This window comes from Streptacidiphilus sp. ASG 303, assembly GCF_020991365.1.
GTDB lineage: Bacteria > Actinomycetota > Actinomycetes > Streptomycetales > Streptomycetaceae > Peterkaempfera.
On record NZ_JAJLRA010000014.1, the window covers coordinates 110,125 to 125,311 of the forward strand.

General features: G+C 79.3%; 12 protein-coding genes. 5 read left to right on the forward strand and 7 right to left on the reverse strand.

The features are described from left to right. Positions 1-151 precede the first annotated feature (151 nt). The 5 genes from LO771_RS18730 to LO771_RS18750 all read right to left on the reverse strand — a co-directional run bounded on the left by LO771_RS18730 (position 152) and on the right by LO771_RS18750 (position 7,687). A complete protein-coding gene (locus LO771_RS18730; RefSeq protein WP_230653958.1) occupies positions 152-574 on the reverse strand; it encodes a roadblock/LC7 domain-containing protein in 423 nt (140 codons plus the stop codon). Further along, the gene (locus LO771_RS18735; RefSeq protein ID WP_304944837.1) at positions 571-3,732 is read right to left on the reverse strand and encodes a nitrate- and nitrite sensing domain-containing protein; all 3,162 of its coding nucleotides are present in this window, start codon (positions 3,730-3,732) and stop codon (positions 571-573) included. The genes LO771_RS18730 and LO771_RS18735 overlap by 4 nt, the downstream gene beginning before the upstream one ends. Before the next feature lie 82 nt (positions 3,733-3,814). Beyond that, positions 3,815-4,591 (reverse strand): MHYT domain-containing protein, encoded by a 777-nt coding sequence (locus LO771_RS18740; protein ID WP_230653960.1) that lies wholly within the window; start codon positions 4,589-4,591, stop codon positions 3,815-3,817. A gap of 567 nt (positions 4,592-5,158) precedes the next feature. Next, positions 5,159-6,166, reverse strand: a complete 1,008-nt coding sequence (locus LO771_RS18745; RefSeq protein ID WP_230653962.1) for a lytic polysaccharide monooxygenase — start codon at positions 6,164-6,166, stop codon at positions 5,159-5,161. 246 nt (positions 6,167-6,412) lie between these two features. After that, positions 6,413-7,687: a CdaR family transcriptional regulator gene (locus tag LO771_RS18750; RefSeq protein WP_230653964.1), complete on the reverse strand. Its 1,275-nt coding sequence runs from the start codon at positions 7,685-7,687 to the stop codon at positions 6,413-6,415. Between the two features lie 156 nt (positions 7,688-7,843). Here LO771_RS18750 and LO771_RS18755 point away from each other — a divergent pair, with 156 nt between their 5' ends. From LO771_RS18755 to LO771_RS18765, 3 genes are all read left to right on the forward strand, one after another. Beyond that, a complete protein-coding gene (locus LO771_RS18755; RefSeq protein ID WP_230653966.1) occupies positions 7,844-8,200 on the forward strand; it encodes a DUF962 domain-containing protein in 357 nt (118 codons plus the stop codon). Positions 8,201-8,393: 193 nt separating this feature from the next. Then, on the forward strand, positions 8,394-8,867 hold the full coding sequence (locus tag LO771_RS18760) for a VOC family protein (RefSeq protein ID WP_230653968.1): 474 nt from the start codon (positions 8,394-8,396) through the stop codon (positions 8,865-8,867). A gap of 216 nt (positions 8,868-9,083) precedes the next feature. After that, positions 9,084-9,782 carry an aspartate/glutamate racemase family protein gene (locus LO771_RS18765; protein WP_230653969.1) on the forward strand — a complete coding sequence of 233 codons (699 nt, stop codon included), beginning with the start codon at positions 9,084-9,086 and terminating at the stop codon, positions 9,780-9,782. A gap of 184 nt (positions 9,783-9,966) precedes the next feature. Here LO771_RS18765 and LO771_RS18770 read toward each other — a convergent pair whose 3' ends face one another. Beyond that, positions 9,967-10,617: a maleylpyruvate isomerase N-terminal domain-containing protein gene (locus tag LO771_RS18770; protein WP_230653971.1), complete on the reverse strand. Its 651-nt coding sequence runs from the start codon at positions 10,615-10,617 to the stop codon at positions 9,967-9,969. Positions 10,618-10,821: 204 nt separating this feature from the next. Further along, on the reverse strand, positions 10,822-12,867 hold the full coding sequence (locus LO771_RS18775) for an ABC transporter ATP-binding protein (protein ID WP_230653973.1): 2,046 nt from the start codon (positions 12,865-12,867) through the stop codon (positions 10,822-10,824). A 299-nt stretch (positions 12,868-13,166) separates the two neighbouring features. On the opposite strand from LO771_RS18775, the gene LO771_RS18780 reads away from it, so the two are divergent. Together LO771_RS18780 and LO771_RS18785 are read left to right on the forward strand one after the other, a co-directional pair. Further along, positions 13,167-14,576: an MFS transporter gene (locus tag LO771_RS18780; RefSeq protein ID WP_230653975.1), complete on the forward strand. Its 1,410-nt coding sequence runs from the start codon at positions 13,167-13,169 to the stop codon at positions 14,574-14,576. A 15-nt stretch (positions 14,577-14,591) separates the two neighbouring features. Continuing rightward, on the forward strand, positions 14,592-15,116 hold the full coding sequence (locus tag LO771_RS18785) for an ArsR family transcriptional regulator (protein WP_230653977.1): 525 nt from the start codon (positions 14,592-14,594) through the stop codon (positions 15,114-15,116). Positions 15,117-15,187 lie beyond the last annotated feature (71 nt).

Sequence of the window (15,187 nt, forward strand, 5' to 3'; positions counted from 1 at the left end):
GCGGCCGCCCCGGCCACCCCGGCCGGGCGGCCGGGGCGGCGGGGTCGGGCGGCTCCTCGTACGGGGGGCCGGCCGGCGGCCCGTACGAGGGGTCCGGCGGCTCCCCGCGCGGGGGGCCGGGCGGCGGGCCGGGCGGGAACAGCACCGCAGGTCAGCCCGCCGCGCCGCTGCCGGCGGCGGCACGCGGCGGCGTGTACAGGTGCTCGCCGACCCTGCGGACCAGGCGGGCCATCTCGTACGCGACCAGGCCGAGGTCGGCGTCGGCGGAGCTGAAGACGGCCAGGCAGCTGCCCTCCCCCGCCGCGGCGACGAAGAGGAAGCCGCCCTCCAGCTCGACCATGGTCTGGCGCACGTCGCCGGCGCCGAAGTGCCGCCCGGCGCCCTTGGCCAGGCTGTGGAAGCCGGAGGCGACCGCCGCAAGGTGCTCGCCGCCCTCGCGGCCGAGGGCCGCCGAGGCCCCCATGGCGAGGCCGTCCGCCGAGAGGACCACGGCGTGCTGGACCTCGGCCACCCGGTCCACCAGTTCGTCCAGCAGCCAGTTCAGCTCGCCGGAGTTGTGGGTCGTCCCGATCATCCTGCGTCTCCTTCGTACGGCCGGTCGGGTGCGGAGCGGCGGGCGGGCGAGGGGCGGCCGGTGCCGCGGGCCCAGCCGCTCTGGAAGGCGGACATGGCCGCGCGGGCCTGCTCCGGGGTGCGTCCGGCGGGGGCGGGCCGACGGCCCGCCACGGGCGCCGGTGCCTCCCGCAGTTGAGGGGCGATACTAGCCTGCCGGACCCGCCGCGGCAGCCCTGTCGAGGCACCGGCTGCGGGGGCACCGCCTGGGGTCGCGGCGGCGGTTGCGGGGGCGGTCGCGGCAGGGGCTGCGCCGGGGGTCCCGGCGGGAATCCCGCCCGGGGTGGCGTCCGGTGGTCCGGCGGGGGCCGCCGGGGACCCGGGCGGACCGCCGTCGGCGGCCCGGAAGGGGACGGGGCGCAGCACCCCGGGGCTGCGGCCGTCGGCACCGAACGGGCGCAGCACGCCGGTCTGCCGGGGCAGCGGCCGGGGTCCCTGGGCGGGGCGGCGGGGCGGGGGCGTCCGCCCGGAGTCACCGGCGGCGGGGCGCGGCGCGGCGGCCGCGGGCCGGAGGGGCAGGGGCTGCCCGGGGGCGTGCGGGCCGTGCGGTCCGGACGGGGCCGGACCGGAGGGGGGCGGGCCGGACGGGAGCGGGCCGGGCCCCGCGGCGCCGGGTGCGGCCGGCTGCGGAACGGGCTCCCCGTGCGCGGCGGGCCCGTGCGCCGGCTCCCCGTGCGCGGGCGCCGCGTCAGGGGTCTGCCCGTGGGCCGGCCGCTCGTGGGCCGGCCGCTCGTGCGCGGCGGGCCCGGCGGGGCCCGGGACGGCGGGGCGGACCGGTCCGGGCGGGGCGGACGGGACGGGGACCGGCCCCGCGGGAGCGGCACCGGGGCCGGCGGGCCGGACGGCGCCGCCGGGGGCGGGGCGGACGCCCGGACGCGCCCCGCCGGACCGGGCCGGACCGGCCGCGGCCTGCTCCAGCAGCGCCGTCGGCAGCAGCACCACGGCCGTGGTCCCCCCGTAGGCGGAGGGCCGCAGCGACACCTTGACCTGGTGCCGGCGGGCCAGGCGGCTGACCACGTAGAGGCCCAGCCGGTCGCTGTCGAAGAGGTCGAGCTGTTCGGCGGCCGCGATACGGCGGTTGGCGTCCGCCATGGCCTCGGCGCCCATGCCGAGTCCGCGGTCCTCGACCTCCAGGACGTAGCCGTTGCCGACCTGCTCGCCGCGGACGTGGACCCGCGTGTGCGGGGGTGAGAAGGCGGTGGCGTTCTCCACCAGTTCGGCGACGAGGTGGGTGAGGTCGGCGACCGCGGACCCGGCGACGGCGGCGTGCGGCATGCGGTGCACCTCGACCCGGGCGTAGTCCTCGACCTCGGAGACCGCCGCGCGGACGACGTCGAGCATCGGGACCGGCTTGCGCCAGGCGCGGCCGGGGGCGGCGCCGGAGAGGATGATCAGGCCCTCGGCGTGGCGCCGCATGCGGGTCGTCAGGTGGTCGAGGCGGAAGAGGTCGGCGAGCTCCGCCGGGTCCTCGGTGCGGCGCTCCATGGCGTCCAGCAGGGTGAGCTGACGGTGCACCAGGACCTGGCTGCGGCGAGCGAGGTTGACGAAGACGCCCGAGACGCCCGACAGGACCTCGGCGCGCTCGACGGCGGCCTTGAGGGCGGCCCGGTGCACGGTCTCCAGGGCGCCGGCGACCTGGGCGATCTCGTCGTCGCCGCGGCCCGCGGAGAGCGGCGCCTCGGCCTCGACGTCGATCTCCTCCCCGGCCAGCAGCCGCCGCATGGCGGCCGGCAGGCGGCGGCCCGCCAGGTCCAGGGCGGAGTTGCGCAGGCCGACGAGCTCGCCGACCAGGGCCCGCCCCACCTGCACGGAGATCAGCAGCGACGCGAGGACGGCGACCAGGCCGAGGGCGACGGCCGCGCCGGACCGGGTGAACACGCCCATCACGTACGGGTCGGCACGGCCCGCGGCGGCCCGTCCGGCCTGCTCCTCCACCGCGCGCACGGTCCGGGCGGCGGTCCCCGCGGCGGCGTCCCACCGGGCGGCCGGGGCGGCGCCGGCGGCGGCCCGTCCGGCGGGCGCGGCGGCGACGGCGTCCTCCAGGGACGCGAGGGCCTTCCACTCCGCGGAGTCGGCGACGGCCTGCCAGGCGGAGCGGTCGGCGGGGCGGAGGTCGGCGGCGGACTGCAGGTAGAGGTCGCGGCGGGTGTGGGCGGCCCCGGTGAACTCCCGCTGCTCGGCGGCCGGGAGGCGGCCCGAGGTGTGGGCGGCGCCCAGCAGGGCGTCCTCGCGGGCGAGCATCTCGCGGCCGCGGGAGAACTCCAGCAGCACCCGAGCGTCGGAGGCCGCGTCGTGGTCCTGGAGGCCCGTCAGGGAGCCGGTGACGGCGAAGGCGCCGTCCACGGCGTCGCCGTACGCACGGTAGGCGGCGGGCCAGTCGAGCCGCCGTGACTCGACGCCCCGGCGGACCGCGGCCAGGCCCCGGAGCCGGGTGACGAGGGCGGAGACCCGGGCGCCGGCGTCCGCACCGAGCCCGGCGGCGTCGGCGCTGGTGTAGTCGCGACCGAGGTCCAGCGGGGCGGCGGCGCGATCGGTGGCCGCGGCCCGGCCGCGGAGGACGGCACGGGCGGCGGGGGTGGGCGCGGCCAGGTAGCGGCCCGCCGCGGCGCGTTCGGCCTGGAGCGCGGTGACGGTGTCCTCGACGGGGTCGAGGAGGGTGCGGTGGACCTCCTTGAGCCGCAGCAGGTCCCAGACGTCCTGCGCGGTGCTGACGGTGGCGAAGGCCCACAGGGCCATCAGCGAGACCACCGGGACCATCAGCAGGGCGACCGTCTTCGCGCGGACGGAGCGGGGGCGCAGGGAGCGGAGGAGGGGGCGCGGCGCCCGCGGGGCGGCGGCCCGCACCGGCCGGGGCGGGGGCGCGGTCCCGGCCGGTGCGGTGTCCCGGGGGGCGGACCGTTCGCGGGCGGGGCGGTCCTGTGCGGACTGCTGGTGTGCGGGCCGCTCGTGGGCCGCCGGCCGCTCCTCCGCCGCGCGCGGGCCGGCGTGGGCGCCGCGGCGGTGGGTGCGGGCGGCCCTCCGGGGGCCCTCGTGGCGGGCGGGCGCGCCGGTGTCGGGGGCCGGCGCGCCGGCGCGCGGGGCGTCCGGGGAGCCGCCTGGCGGCCTGCGGGGAAGTCGCATGGGTTCCTCGATCCCGTGTGCGGTGGTCCTGCCGGGGGGCGGGGAGGGGCGGTGGTGCGGGGAGGGGCGGAGCGGGGACCGCTCAGACGGAGGCCGGGTCGCCGCGCAGCCCGTCCGCCGACGCGTACGCGGCCCGCTCCCGCGCGGTGGGCGAGAGCGCGACGAAGGCCGAGGTCAGGAAGAGGAACGAGCCGAGGCCGACCGCCAGCGGGAAGATGAACTGCATGGCGGTGGCGCCGCCCAGGGCGGCCCGCGCGGGGTCCATCCGGATGTGGACGGCCGCCATGCCGGTGTAGTGCATGCTGCTCACCGCGACGCCCATGACGAGCGAGGCGCCCGCCGCCGCGGCGCCGCCCCGGACGGTGAGGGCGGCCCACAGGGCGGCGGTGGCGGCGACGACCGCGATCAGCACCGAGAGCACCACCAGCGGCGGGTCGTAGCCGACGGAGCCGTGCAGCCGCAGCGCCGCCATCCCGAGGTAGTGCATGCAGGCGACACCGACGCCGGTGGTGAGGCCCCCGACCGCCAGCGACCGGCTGCGGTGGCGCCCGTACCCCACGGCGAACACGCCGAGGCCCGTCACCAGCATCGCCACCACCAGGCTGAGCACGGTCAGCGGCACGTCGTACCGCAGTTCGGTGCCGGAGACGCTGAAGCCCAGCATGGCGACGAAGTGCATGGTCCAGATGCCGGAGCCGATCGCCACGGCGCCGGTGACCAGCCAGTTGCGGCGCGCGCTGCCCGTGGCGGCCAGGGCCCGCACGGTGCAGCGCAGGCCGAGCGCCGAGCCGACGCACGCCATGACGTACGAGATCACGGGGGTCAGCCAGCCGAAGCTGAAGTGGTTCATGTCGCCCATGGGGCCTCCCTCACTCACCGGGTGGCGGGGACGCTACTCACCGTCCCGGTTCCGTTACGGGAGGTTCCGGAAAGTGGGCCCCGGTCGGCGCGGGTTGTGCTCGAATGGACGGGTCCTGCGCGAACGGGCGACCCTGCGGCGTACGCCGCAGGGGTGATGCGGCACCCGCCGCCGTGACGCGGCCGGGCACTCCCCCGGCACGGCTCCCGTCCTGCGCACGGCGCCCGCCCTGCGCGCGGCGCCCGCCCGCGGTACCGCCGGGCACGTGCCGGGGCACCGCGCCTGTTCGAGGGACGCGCCCGGGCGGCAGCGCTGCCGGGCAGGACGCCCCGGCCGGGTGCGCTGCGGGCCGGACCGGACTCCGCGGACGGAATCCGCGGACCGCCGGCGCGGGGAGGGGCCGCGGTCCACGGTCCCCGGCGGGCACGCCCGCGCCGGAGCCGGACGGCAGGGCTGTGCGGCGGCAGTCGGGCAGTCGGGCACGACGGTCGGGACCACCGATCGGGACGGGCCGCCGATCGGGACGGGCCGCCGGTCGGGCCGCCGGTCGGGCCGCGTGACGGCGGATCAGGCGGCGTGACGGCGGGGGCGCCTGCCGGAGCGGCCGCGGCGGCGCCGTGCACCGAGGACGGCGGCGACCGCGGCGAGCAGGACGGCGGCCGCACCTCCGACGGCCAGGGGCGCTCCCCCGGAGGTCGGGGCGGTGGCGGCGGCGGGCGCGGCCTGCGGATCCGCGGAGGGCCCGCCGGCCCCGGAGGGCGCCGGGGACCCGGCCGCCGCGGGGGCGGAGGTGCGGCCGGCGGACGGCGGCGGGGCGGGGGCCGCCGGGGAGGCGGGGACCGCCGGAGAAGCGGGGCCTGCCGGGACCGCCGTGGAGGCGGTGGACGCGCGGCTCCCCGGGGTGGCGTGCGTCCGGGCGGCGGGGGCGGCGGCCCGGGAGGCCCGGAGGACAACGTCGGAGCAGGAGTAGTAGGTGTCCGGCGTGCTGGTGGTCTGCCAGACGGTGTAGACCAGGTGCCGCCCCGTCCGGTCCTGCGGCACGCGGCCGGTCATCACGTACGCGCCGTCGCGTACCGGCGGGTCGGCGGCCTGGAGGAACGGCTGCGCGTCCAGGTCGGACCAGCGCAGCGGCCGGGCCGGGTCCCAGCCGTCCCGGGTGAGGTAGAGCCGGAAGACGCCCTGGTGCGGGATGGTGGTGCGGTAACGGAAGGTGAAGGTCGCGCCGGACGTCAAGGGTGCGGCGGGCCAGTCGGCGCGGGCCAGGTCGAGGCCGTGGTAGGCCGGGATGCCGCCGCTGCACAGCCGGCCGTCCGGGATCAGCTGCCGGTCGCGGCCCGCCACCCCGGCGACGCGGAGATCGTCCCACCGCCGGACGGCGCCCGGGTCGCTCGCGGCCACCGCGGCGGCGCAGGCCGGGGAGGCCGCGGCGGCGGCGCCCTCCGGGCCGCACTCCACGGTCCTGCTCGGCGGGTCGGCCATGGCGCCGTGCGCGGCCGCGGGGCCCGCCGCCGCCCAGCCGAGCAGGACCGCTGCGACGCCGGCGAGTGCTCCTGTCGTCCTCCGACGCACCGCCACCGGGCGCACCGCCTTCCGTCCGCCGCCCGCCTGCGCGGGCGGGTCCGGGCCGGACCGCTGCGGACCGGCCGGGGCCGGGCCCGGGCGGCGGCGCGGTTGCGGTGCGCCGCCGCCCGGCGACCACCGCCCCTCTGTACGCGGGGCGGCGCCGGAGGGTTCACGGGTCTCCCGGTCGGGACGGCCGGGGAGAGGGGCAGGAGGCGGAGGGGCGGGGGCCGGACCGGGCGGCGGGGCGGCGGGGCGGCGTCACCCGGGCGGCCGGCCGGCGAGGTTGCGGGCGATGTCGAAGGTGAGGCGGTGCCAGGGGCGGCGCGGGTCGCGGCCGGTGAGCTCGCGGATGCGGCGCAGCCGGTAGCGGAGGGTCTGCGGGTGGAGGTGGAGCGCCTCGGCTGCGGCGGTGGCGGACCCGGTGTCGAGGTAGGCGTCGAGGGCCTCGGCGAGGTGGCGCCGGTCCGGGCGCAGCAGCGGGCCGAGGACGGCCCGGGCCACGCGGTCGGGTGCGGCGCCGGGGCGCGCCGCCAGCAGGGCCAGGACGTGGGCGTCGGCGTCCCCGAGCAGGGGGGTGGCGCCGTAGGCGTGGGCTGGGGCGGTGTCGAGGGCGTCGGCGGCGAGCCGGTACGCCGCGGGGATGCCCTCGGCGGGTTCGCCGGTGACGGCGCAGCCGCGCCAGTGGAGGGCGGCGAGCGCGTCGGGGAGCGCGCCGGCGGCCTCGGCGGGGAGCAGGAGGACCGCGCGGGGGCCGCGGGCGGTGACCAGGACGGAGCAGGCGTCGGGGGTCTGCCCGGCGGCGGGCGCCTCGGCGGGCGCGACGGTGATCGCGTCGGCGAGGGCGGCTGCCGCGGCGGCGGCCGCCGCCTCCGGCGCGACGGCCCCACGGACGGGGCCGGGGCCGCCGGTTCGGGATCCGCCGGGGTCGGGTCCGCCGGGGTCGGGTTCGGCGACGAGGAGGCGGTACGGGTCGGGGAGCCGCACGCCGAGCCGGGCGGTGCGGTCGGCGACGGCGCCGGCCGAGGCGTGGCGGCCGGTGACGAGGTCGTCGAGGAGGTCGCGCAGGGCCCGGTTGCGGTCGCCGGAGAGCCGTTCGGCGGCGGCGGTGTAGCCCGCGTACAGGGACTCCGAGAGGGAGTCGAGGGCGGTGAGCCACAGCCGGGCGAGGGCGAAGACGTCGTCCGGCTCCAGCAGGCCGGCGGTGCGCGCGGACAGGTGCTCCAGCAGGGCGGTGGCGGCGACCCGGTAGGCGCGGAGCACGGCGGGCAGGGGGCGCCCGTCCGCGGCGCGGGCCGCACCGATGCCGCGGAACCGGGCGAGGTCGGCGGTCGTGAAGCAGCCGCCGTCGACCCAGAGTTCGAGGCTGCGGGCGAGGACCCAGGCCGCGATGGCCCGCACCTCGGGCAGCCTGCTGCCGTCCAGGGCCCGGTAGGCGGGCACCTGGGAGCGGACGGCGCCGACCAGGGCCTCCACCAGCGGGCCGGGGTCGGCCATGACCTCGCGCCGGACCCGTCCGCGCGCCTCGTGCCCCATGCGGGCCCTCCCCGCCGGGCACCCCGGGGCGCCCGGCTTGTCACCGGCTGACAACACGGTCCTCGCGTCGTGCGCAGGGACGTTGTCGGGGATTGTCACCCGCGCCAGTATGCGGCGGGAAGACCCCCCTGCCGACCCCTACCGGAAGGAGCACCCGTGGCAACCGTCGACGTGGAGCCCGAGGTCCCGCCGCGCGAGGCGCCGTTCGCGGAGAAGATGGAGTACTACCGGTCGCAGCACACCAGCCGGGGCATCCGGATGACGCACCTGGTGGGCATCCCGGGCGTGGCGGTGTCGCTGCCGCTGCTGTTCGCCCGGCCGAAGGTGGGCGTCCCCCTGTTCGCGGCGAGCTGGGCGCTGCAGGTCGCCGGGCACAAGCTGTTCGAGAAGAACAACCCGGCGCTGACCAAGGGGTTCGTCTCCTTCCAGCTGTGCGGGCTGGCCTTCTGGTGCGAGGAGGTCGGCGAGCTGATCGCCGGCCGCGGCATCGGCGGCGGCCCCTCGAAGCACTGACGGCCGGACCGGCCGCTCCTGCCCGCTCCGGGCGGGAGCGGGCGTCGGCGGTCCGGGGCTCGCGGTCGGGTGCTCGGCGTCCGGCGTCCGGCGTCCCGGGTTCGGCCGGGTGGTGCCCGGGGGTTGACCTCAAGGGAGCTTGAGGTCCTACGGTCGGACCGTCCCGCGACGGCGCGAACCGAGGAGACCCGCCATGAGCAGCCACGTCGTTCCCGACCGCTACCGCTACGCGGCGGTTCCCCACGTCATGGTCGACGACGCGGACGCCGCGCTCGGCTTCTACCGGGAGGCGTTCGGCGCCAGGGAGCTGTTCCGCGTCCCAGGTCCGGAGGGCGGCGTCATGCACGCGGAGTTCGCCGTCGGGGAGTCGGTCGTCATGGTCGGCGACGCGGGGGGAGTCCTCACGACGCCGAGCGCCGGGGGCGGTCCGTCGGTGGGCCTGCATGTGTTCGTCGAGGACGTCGACGCCCTCTGCCGGCGGGCCGTGGGCGCAGGGGCGGAGCAGCTGCAGCCGCCGACGGACATGTTCCACGGCGACCGGACGGCGATCCTCCGCGACCCGTCCGGACACGTCTGGATCTTCCTGACCCACCAGGAGGACCCGTCGGCGGAGGAGGTCCTCCGGCGCGCCGCCGGACTCCCGTCCGGAACCGGGCACCACGCCTGACCCGGCCTGGGGACCGCCGGTACAGCCGCCGTCGCCGGGATCGGCCTCCGGGTGACCGCCCCGCCGTGAATCCCACGCCCGATCAGGCCGCCCGGCGGGCTGTCCGCCGGGCTCCGGGCCGACGGCATCCGGCTCGGGCTCCTCGCCGCCCCGCCCGACGGCCTCCACGGCCCCGACGCGGCCCCGGGCCGGGTCCGCCCGTGGCACAGTGGGCCCGTGAGGACGATCGGACTGCTCGGGGGCATGAGCTGGGAGTCCACCGCGGAGTACTACCGGCTGGTCAACCGGCTCACGCGTGAGCGGCTGGGCGGCCTCCACTCCGCCAGGTGCGTGGTGTACTCCCTGGACTTCGCGGACGTCGAGCGGCTGCAGGCCGAGGGGCGCTGGGACGAGGCCGGGGAGCTCCTGGCCGGGGCGGCCGCGGCGCTGGAGTCGGCGGGTGCGGAGCTGCTGCTGATCTGCACCAACACCATGCACAAGGTGGCCGACCGGGTGGCCGCGGCCGTGGGGGTGCCGTTGCTGCACCTGGCGGACACCACGGCGGACGCCGTGCTGGCGGCGGGGATCCGCCGCGTCGGCCTGCTGGGCACCGCGTTCACCATGGAGCAGGACTTCTACCGCGGCCACCTGGAGGCCCGCGGCATCGAGGTGCGCGTCCCGGACGCGGAGGGGCGCAGGACCGTGCACCGGGTGATCTACGAGGAGCTGTGCGCGGGGATCGTCCGGGAGGAGTCCCGCGCCGCCTACCGGGAGGTCATGCGGGACCTCGCCGACGGCGGGGCCGAGGGGATCGTGCTGGGCTGCACCGAGATCGAGCTGCTCGTCGGCCCGGAGGACAGCCCGCTCCCGGTGTTCCCCACCACGCGGCTGCACGCGGAGGCGGCCGTGGCGTGGGCGCTGTCCGACGGACCGTAGGGGCCGCCGGGACCGGGGGAACCGGGGAGACCGGGGGGGACCGGCGGGCGTCCCCGTGAGACGGCGGCCCGCGAGGCGGCCGGCCGTGCCGCGCCCTCCCCCCGGACCGCCGCGCGGCTGCGGGCCGCGGCCTGCGCCCACGCGGATCGGCTCCGCCTCCGGCGCCGGACCCGCTGAACCGCCGTCAGCCGCGGGGCGCCCCGTACCAGCGCCACTCGCTGCGGCGGCCCAGGCCAGGCAGTTCCGTGCGGCCGGTGCACCACAGGAGGGCGGCCCAGGGGTCGGTACCGTCCGGGGCGTCGGGGAAGAGCCTGGCCAGGGCCCGTGCGCAGAGGTCGGCGGGCGGCGTCCAGCCGACGCCCAGGCCCTCGGCGATGTCGTGGGTGTGCACCAGGGTCTCGACGACGCCCATCGCGGCGAACCCCTCGGGGTCGGCCGCGCCGAAGACGTGGTGGGAGCGGACCGTCGGCGGCGTGGCCCGGACGACGGCCGCCAGCAGGGCGCCGCAGGCCTCCAGCACCTGGAGCAGGCCGGTCGGGCCGGCGTCGCGGTCCGCGAAGACGGCGTTCGCCGGTCCGCCGGGTCTGCGGCGGCTCCAGGCGAGCGGGACGTGGGCGTCCGGCGGCGGCTCGGCGGGCCCGAGCTGGACGGCGTAGGAGAGCAGGTCGTCGGCGAGGTGCTCGGCGGTCTCCCAGCAGTCCCACTCCAGGGATCCGGCCCGGGTGTGCCAGTCCCGCGCGTCCGCCCCGGCCAGGGCGGCGACCGCGAGGCGGACGGCGTGCAGGACGTCGGCCGCGGTGACGGGCCCGGTCGGTGGTCGGTGTGTCTCGGCCATCGCGGGACCGTACCAGGGCGGGCCCTGCCTCCGGGAACCGTTTTCCCGCCGGGGTGCCGGAGGCGCCGGGCCCGGCGGCCGGCCGGGCCGTACCGCCGGGGTGCGCCGCCGGGCCGTACCGCCGGGGTGCGCCGGCAGCAGGCCGGTCCCGCGGACCGGCGGGGCGGCCCCTGCACGTCGCGTGCCGCGGACCGTCGGCGGCGCTCACCTCCTCCCCTCCCCCGCTGCGCCCGGCCGGGGCGCGTCCCCCGGGCCCGGTGCGCCGGTCCGGTACTGGTCGGCCTGCATGCCGTACAGCTCGGCGAAGTGCCCTCCGGCGGCGAGGAGTTCGGCGTGGGTGCCCTCCTCGACCAGGCGGCCGCGGGAGAGCACGTAGATCCGGTCGGCGTGGCGGACGGAGGCCAGCCGGTGGGTGATCAGGACGATCGACTGCCCCTCGTCGGCGAGGCGGCGGATGCGCTCGAAGACGTCGATCTCGGCCCGCGGGTCGAGGGCGGCGGTGGGCTCGTCGCAGATGAGCAGCGGCGCGGCCCGGTAGTGGGCGCGGGCCAGGCCGAGCCGCTGCCACTGGCCGCCGGACAGCTGCACGCCGCCGGCGAACTCGCGGGCGAGCAGGGTGTCCCAGCCCGCGGGCAGGTCCTTCAGGAGGGGGCCGGCGTCGGCCTGGCGGACCGCGTGCTCCAGGCGGTCGTCGCCGCCGGGGGCGCCGGGCCGGCCGATGGTGACGTTGACCCGGGCGGTGAACGGCCAGCGGTGGAAGTCCTGGGAGACCAGGGCGACGCGGTCGAAGAGCTGGTCGCGGTCGAGGTCGGCGGCGTCGACGCCGTCCCAGAGGATCCGGCCCTCGGTGGGCGGGTGGAGGCCCGCGAGGAGCTTGGCGAGGGTGGACTTGCCGGAGCCGTTCTCGCCGACCAGGGCGACGATCTCGCCGCGCCGCAGGGTCATGCTCACCCCGTCGAGCGCCGGTTCGCTGCGGTCCGGGTACCGGAAGCCCACCCGTTCGACCCGGACGAGCTGCGGCCGGGCCGCCACGTCCGCCCCGCCCGCGGGGATGGCCCGGCGCCCGGCCTCCTCGACGACGCGCTCCAGGTCCTGGAAGAACAGCGCCTGCTCGTAGAGGAAGTTGACCTGCATGACCAGCGAACCCAGGTCGGCGGTGCCCGTGCGGACGGCGAGCACGGCGGTGCCGGCGACCGCCAGCGGCATGCCGCCGGAGAGCAGCAGCAGCCCGAGCGCGGTGTAGGTGGCGCCGGCCGCGACGCCGGCGAGCGCGGAGGCCGCCACCTCGGTGGCGGCCTCCGCGCGGGCGAGCCGGGTCTGCTCGGCCTCGGCCCGCGCCGCCATCCGCTCGTAGTGGTCGAGGACGAACGCGCCCGCCCCGTGCACCCGCACCTCCTGGGCGGCCTCCCGGCCGGTGATCAGCTCGGAGAGGACGCGGCGGGCGCGGGCGTGCTCCAGCCACACCAGGAACGACCCGTAGCGGCGGCGCGCCGAGCGCACCGACGCCCAGCCGCGGGGCAGCGCGATGAGCAGCAGCAGCGGCAGCAGCACCGGGTGCAGCACGAGGAGGACGCCGCCCGCGGCGGCGAGCGCGAACACCGCGTTGAGCACGCCCACGCTGTAGCCGACCATCCGACGGGCGGCCTCGGCGCCGTACTGGGCGGAGGCCAGCAGCCGGTGGACCTCGGCGTCCTCGACCGCCTCCAGCTCCACCCGCGCGGCACGCCGCAGGTAGCGGACGGTGGCGAGCCGCTCCACCTTGGGCTGCAGGGTGCCGGTGGCGGCGGTGGACCAGGCGGCCAGCAGCGCGGCGAGCGCGCCGGCGGCGGCGACCCAGGCCAGGGCGGGCAGCGCGGAGCGGACCCGCTGCGGGGTGGGCCCGGCGGCGAACAGCTGCACCAGCACGCCGTTGGTGGCGAGCAGCCCGAAGGCCCGGGCCGCGCCCTGCCCGAGCTCGGCGGCGAGGACGGAGGCCAGGGCGCGCCGGTCGGCCTCCCAGGCGAGGCGGAACGCCTGCCAGGCGCTGCGCGGCAGGCGGCGCGCCATGGCCAGGAAGGACATGCCCACCCAGGCCAGCTCGTGCTGCGACCAGCCGCCCGCGTACCGCAGGGGCCCGCCGAACAGCAGCTCCTCGCTGCCGCCGGAGGCGTCCTCCCGCCCGGGCTCCCGCCCGTCCCCTCCCCGCCGCCGCGCACCGGGCCGCACCCGCGTCCACGCCCCCGCACGGGCCCGCGTCCGCACGTCCGCCATGGCTGCCTCCCCCGAGTCGGCCGCGCTCCCCCTCCCCGCCGGGGACCGCGGCATGGCCACTGCCCGGCAGCGTACGGGCACCCTCCGACAATCCGTCCGATCCCCGGCGCGGCCGGCGGCCCCCGCTCCCACCGCGCGCCCCGGGACCGCCCGCGCACACCCGCGCGCCCCGGTCCGGCCCGGGTCCCGTCCTCGACCCCCTAGCATTGACTTGGGGGTCGAGGACCGGGCACCATCGGCGCGGGACGGGGCCGCCGGAGCCGACGGGGCCGAGGGACCTCCGTGCGGAAGGGGAGCGCATGGGCGGGCCGGAAAAGCGCGGACGCCGGGCGGGGCGGGGGCGGTGGGCCGTGCTCGCCCACCGGGACTTCCGTGTCTTCTACGCGGGCTTCGCCACCTCGCTGTTCGGGACCTCCATGGCGTCGGTGGCCCTGGCCTTCGCGGTCCTGGACGGCGGCGGCTCGCTCACCGGCCTCGGCGCGGTGATGACGGCCCGGATCCTGCCCCTGGTGGCGGGCCTGCTCGGCGGCGGCCTGCTCGGCGACCGGCTGCCCCGCCGCCGGGTGATGCTCGCCGCCGACCTGCTCCGGGCGGGGGCCCAGGCCGGGATCGCCGCGCTGTTCCTGGGCGGCGGGTTCCCGCCGATGGGGCTGCTGCTGGCCCTGAGCGCGGCCTCCGGCATCGGCGAGGCGCTGTTCAGCCCCTCGCTGGAGGGGCTGGTCCCCGAGCTGGCCCCGGCCGGATCCCTGCAGGACGCCAACTCCCTGCTGGGGCTGGCCCGGTCGGCCGCCACGGTCGGCGGCCCCGCGGTCGCCGGGCTGCTGGTCGCCGCGGTGAGTCCGGCGGCGGTGCTCGCGGTGGACGCCGCCAGCCACCTGGTGAGCGTCGCCTCCCTGCTCCTGCTGCGGATCCCCGGCACCGCGCGGCAGGCCGGCACCGGGGTGCTGCAGGACCTGCGGGACGGCTGGGACCTCTTCCGCTCCCGCACCTGGCTGTGGGCGCTCACCGTCCAGGGCGCCCTGTTCAACCTGGCCGTCTGGGCGCCCTTCCTGGTCCTGGGCCCGGCGGCGGCCCGGGCGGACCACGGCGGCGCCGGCGCGTGGGGCGCGGTCATGGCCCTGTACGGGGCGGGCTCGGCCGTCGGGGGCCTGGCGATGCTGGGCCGCAGGCCCTCCCGGCCGCTGGCGGTGTCCACCGCGGCCGCGTTCGGCTGGGGTGCGCCCTCCGCCTGCCTGGCGCTGCACGCGCCCTTCCCGGTCCTGGCCGCGGGCGCGCTGGCGGCGGGGGCGGCCAACGCGGTGGGCGGCACCCTGTGGACGACGACGGTGCAGCAGCAGGTCCCGGCCGAGGCCCTGTCGAGGGTCATGTCCTACGTGTACGTCGGGGCGTTCGCGCTCGGTCCCCTGGGGCTGGCGGCCGCCGGGCCGCTGGCGGAGCAGGCCGGGATCGGGACCGTGCTCGCCGCCGGGGCCGTCTGGCAGACGCTCTCCACCGCGGCCGTGCTCGCCCTCCCCTCGGTGCGGCGGATGCCCGCCGGGGAGCCGGCGGGGACCGGGGGGCCCGCGGCCGGGGAGCCCGCGGCGGCCGGCCCCGGGGAGGGGGCCGGTGCGGTGCGGGCGGCCGGGACGGACGGGACGGCGGGAACGCCTGCCGGGACGGGGGCGGCGGCCGGGACGGGGGCCGGGCACTCCGCCGCCGGTCCGGCGTGAGCTTTACTTGCCCCTGTGAGTGCGACCGATCCCGTCCTGCGGGCCCTGGCCCACCCGGTGCGGCTGCGCATGATGTCGCTGCTGTGGACCGTGCCGATGTCCGCCGCCGAACTCGCCCGCGAACTGGGTCTCTCCCACGCCCTCGCCAGCCAGCACCTGCGCACCCTGCACGCGGCGGGCCAGGTGGAGCTGGCCGAGGTGCGGGTGCGGCGCGGCGGCCGGGAGCGCCGGTACCGGGCCGTGCACGGCTCGCCGCTCTCCGACCGGCAGGAGGGCGCCCCGCTGCTGGCCGAGGCGCTGGCGCACAACCTGCGGGAGCGGGCCGCGCGGCGCCTCCCGGGGTGCCCCGGCGTCACCACCGACGCCGAGCTGTGGGTGGCGCCCGAGGTCTGGGAGGACGTCCGCGGCCGCCTGGCCGCGCTGCTGGACGAACTGCACGACGCGGCGCAGCCCCCACACGCCCCCGGCACGGTCCGGGTGGGGGCCACGGTGACGGCGTTCCCGCTGCGGGAGGACCGGCCCGACCCGGCGGAGGACTGACCCGGCGGAGGACCGGCCCGGCCGCCCCGCCCCGCGGGGGCGGCGGGAGCGGTGCCTGCCGCGAAGCCGCC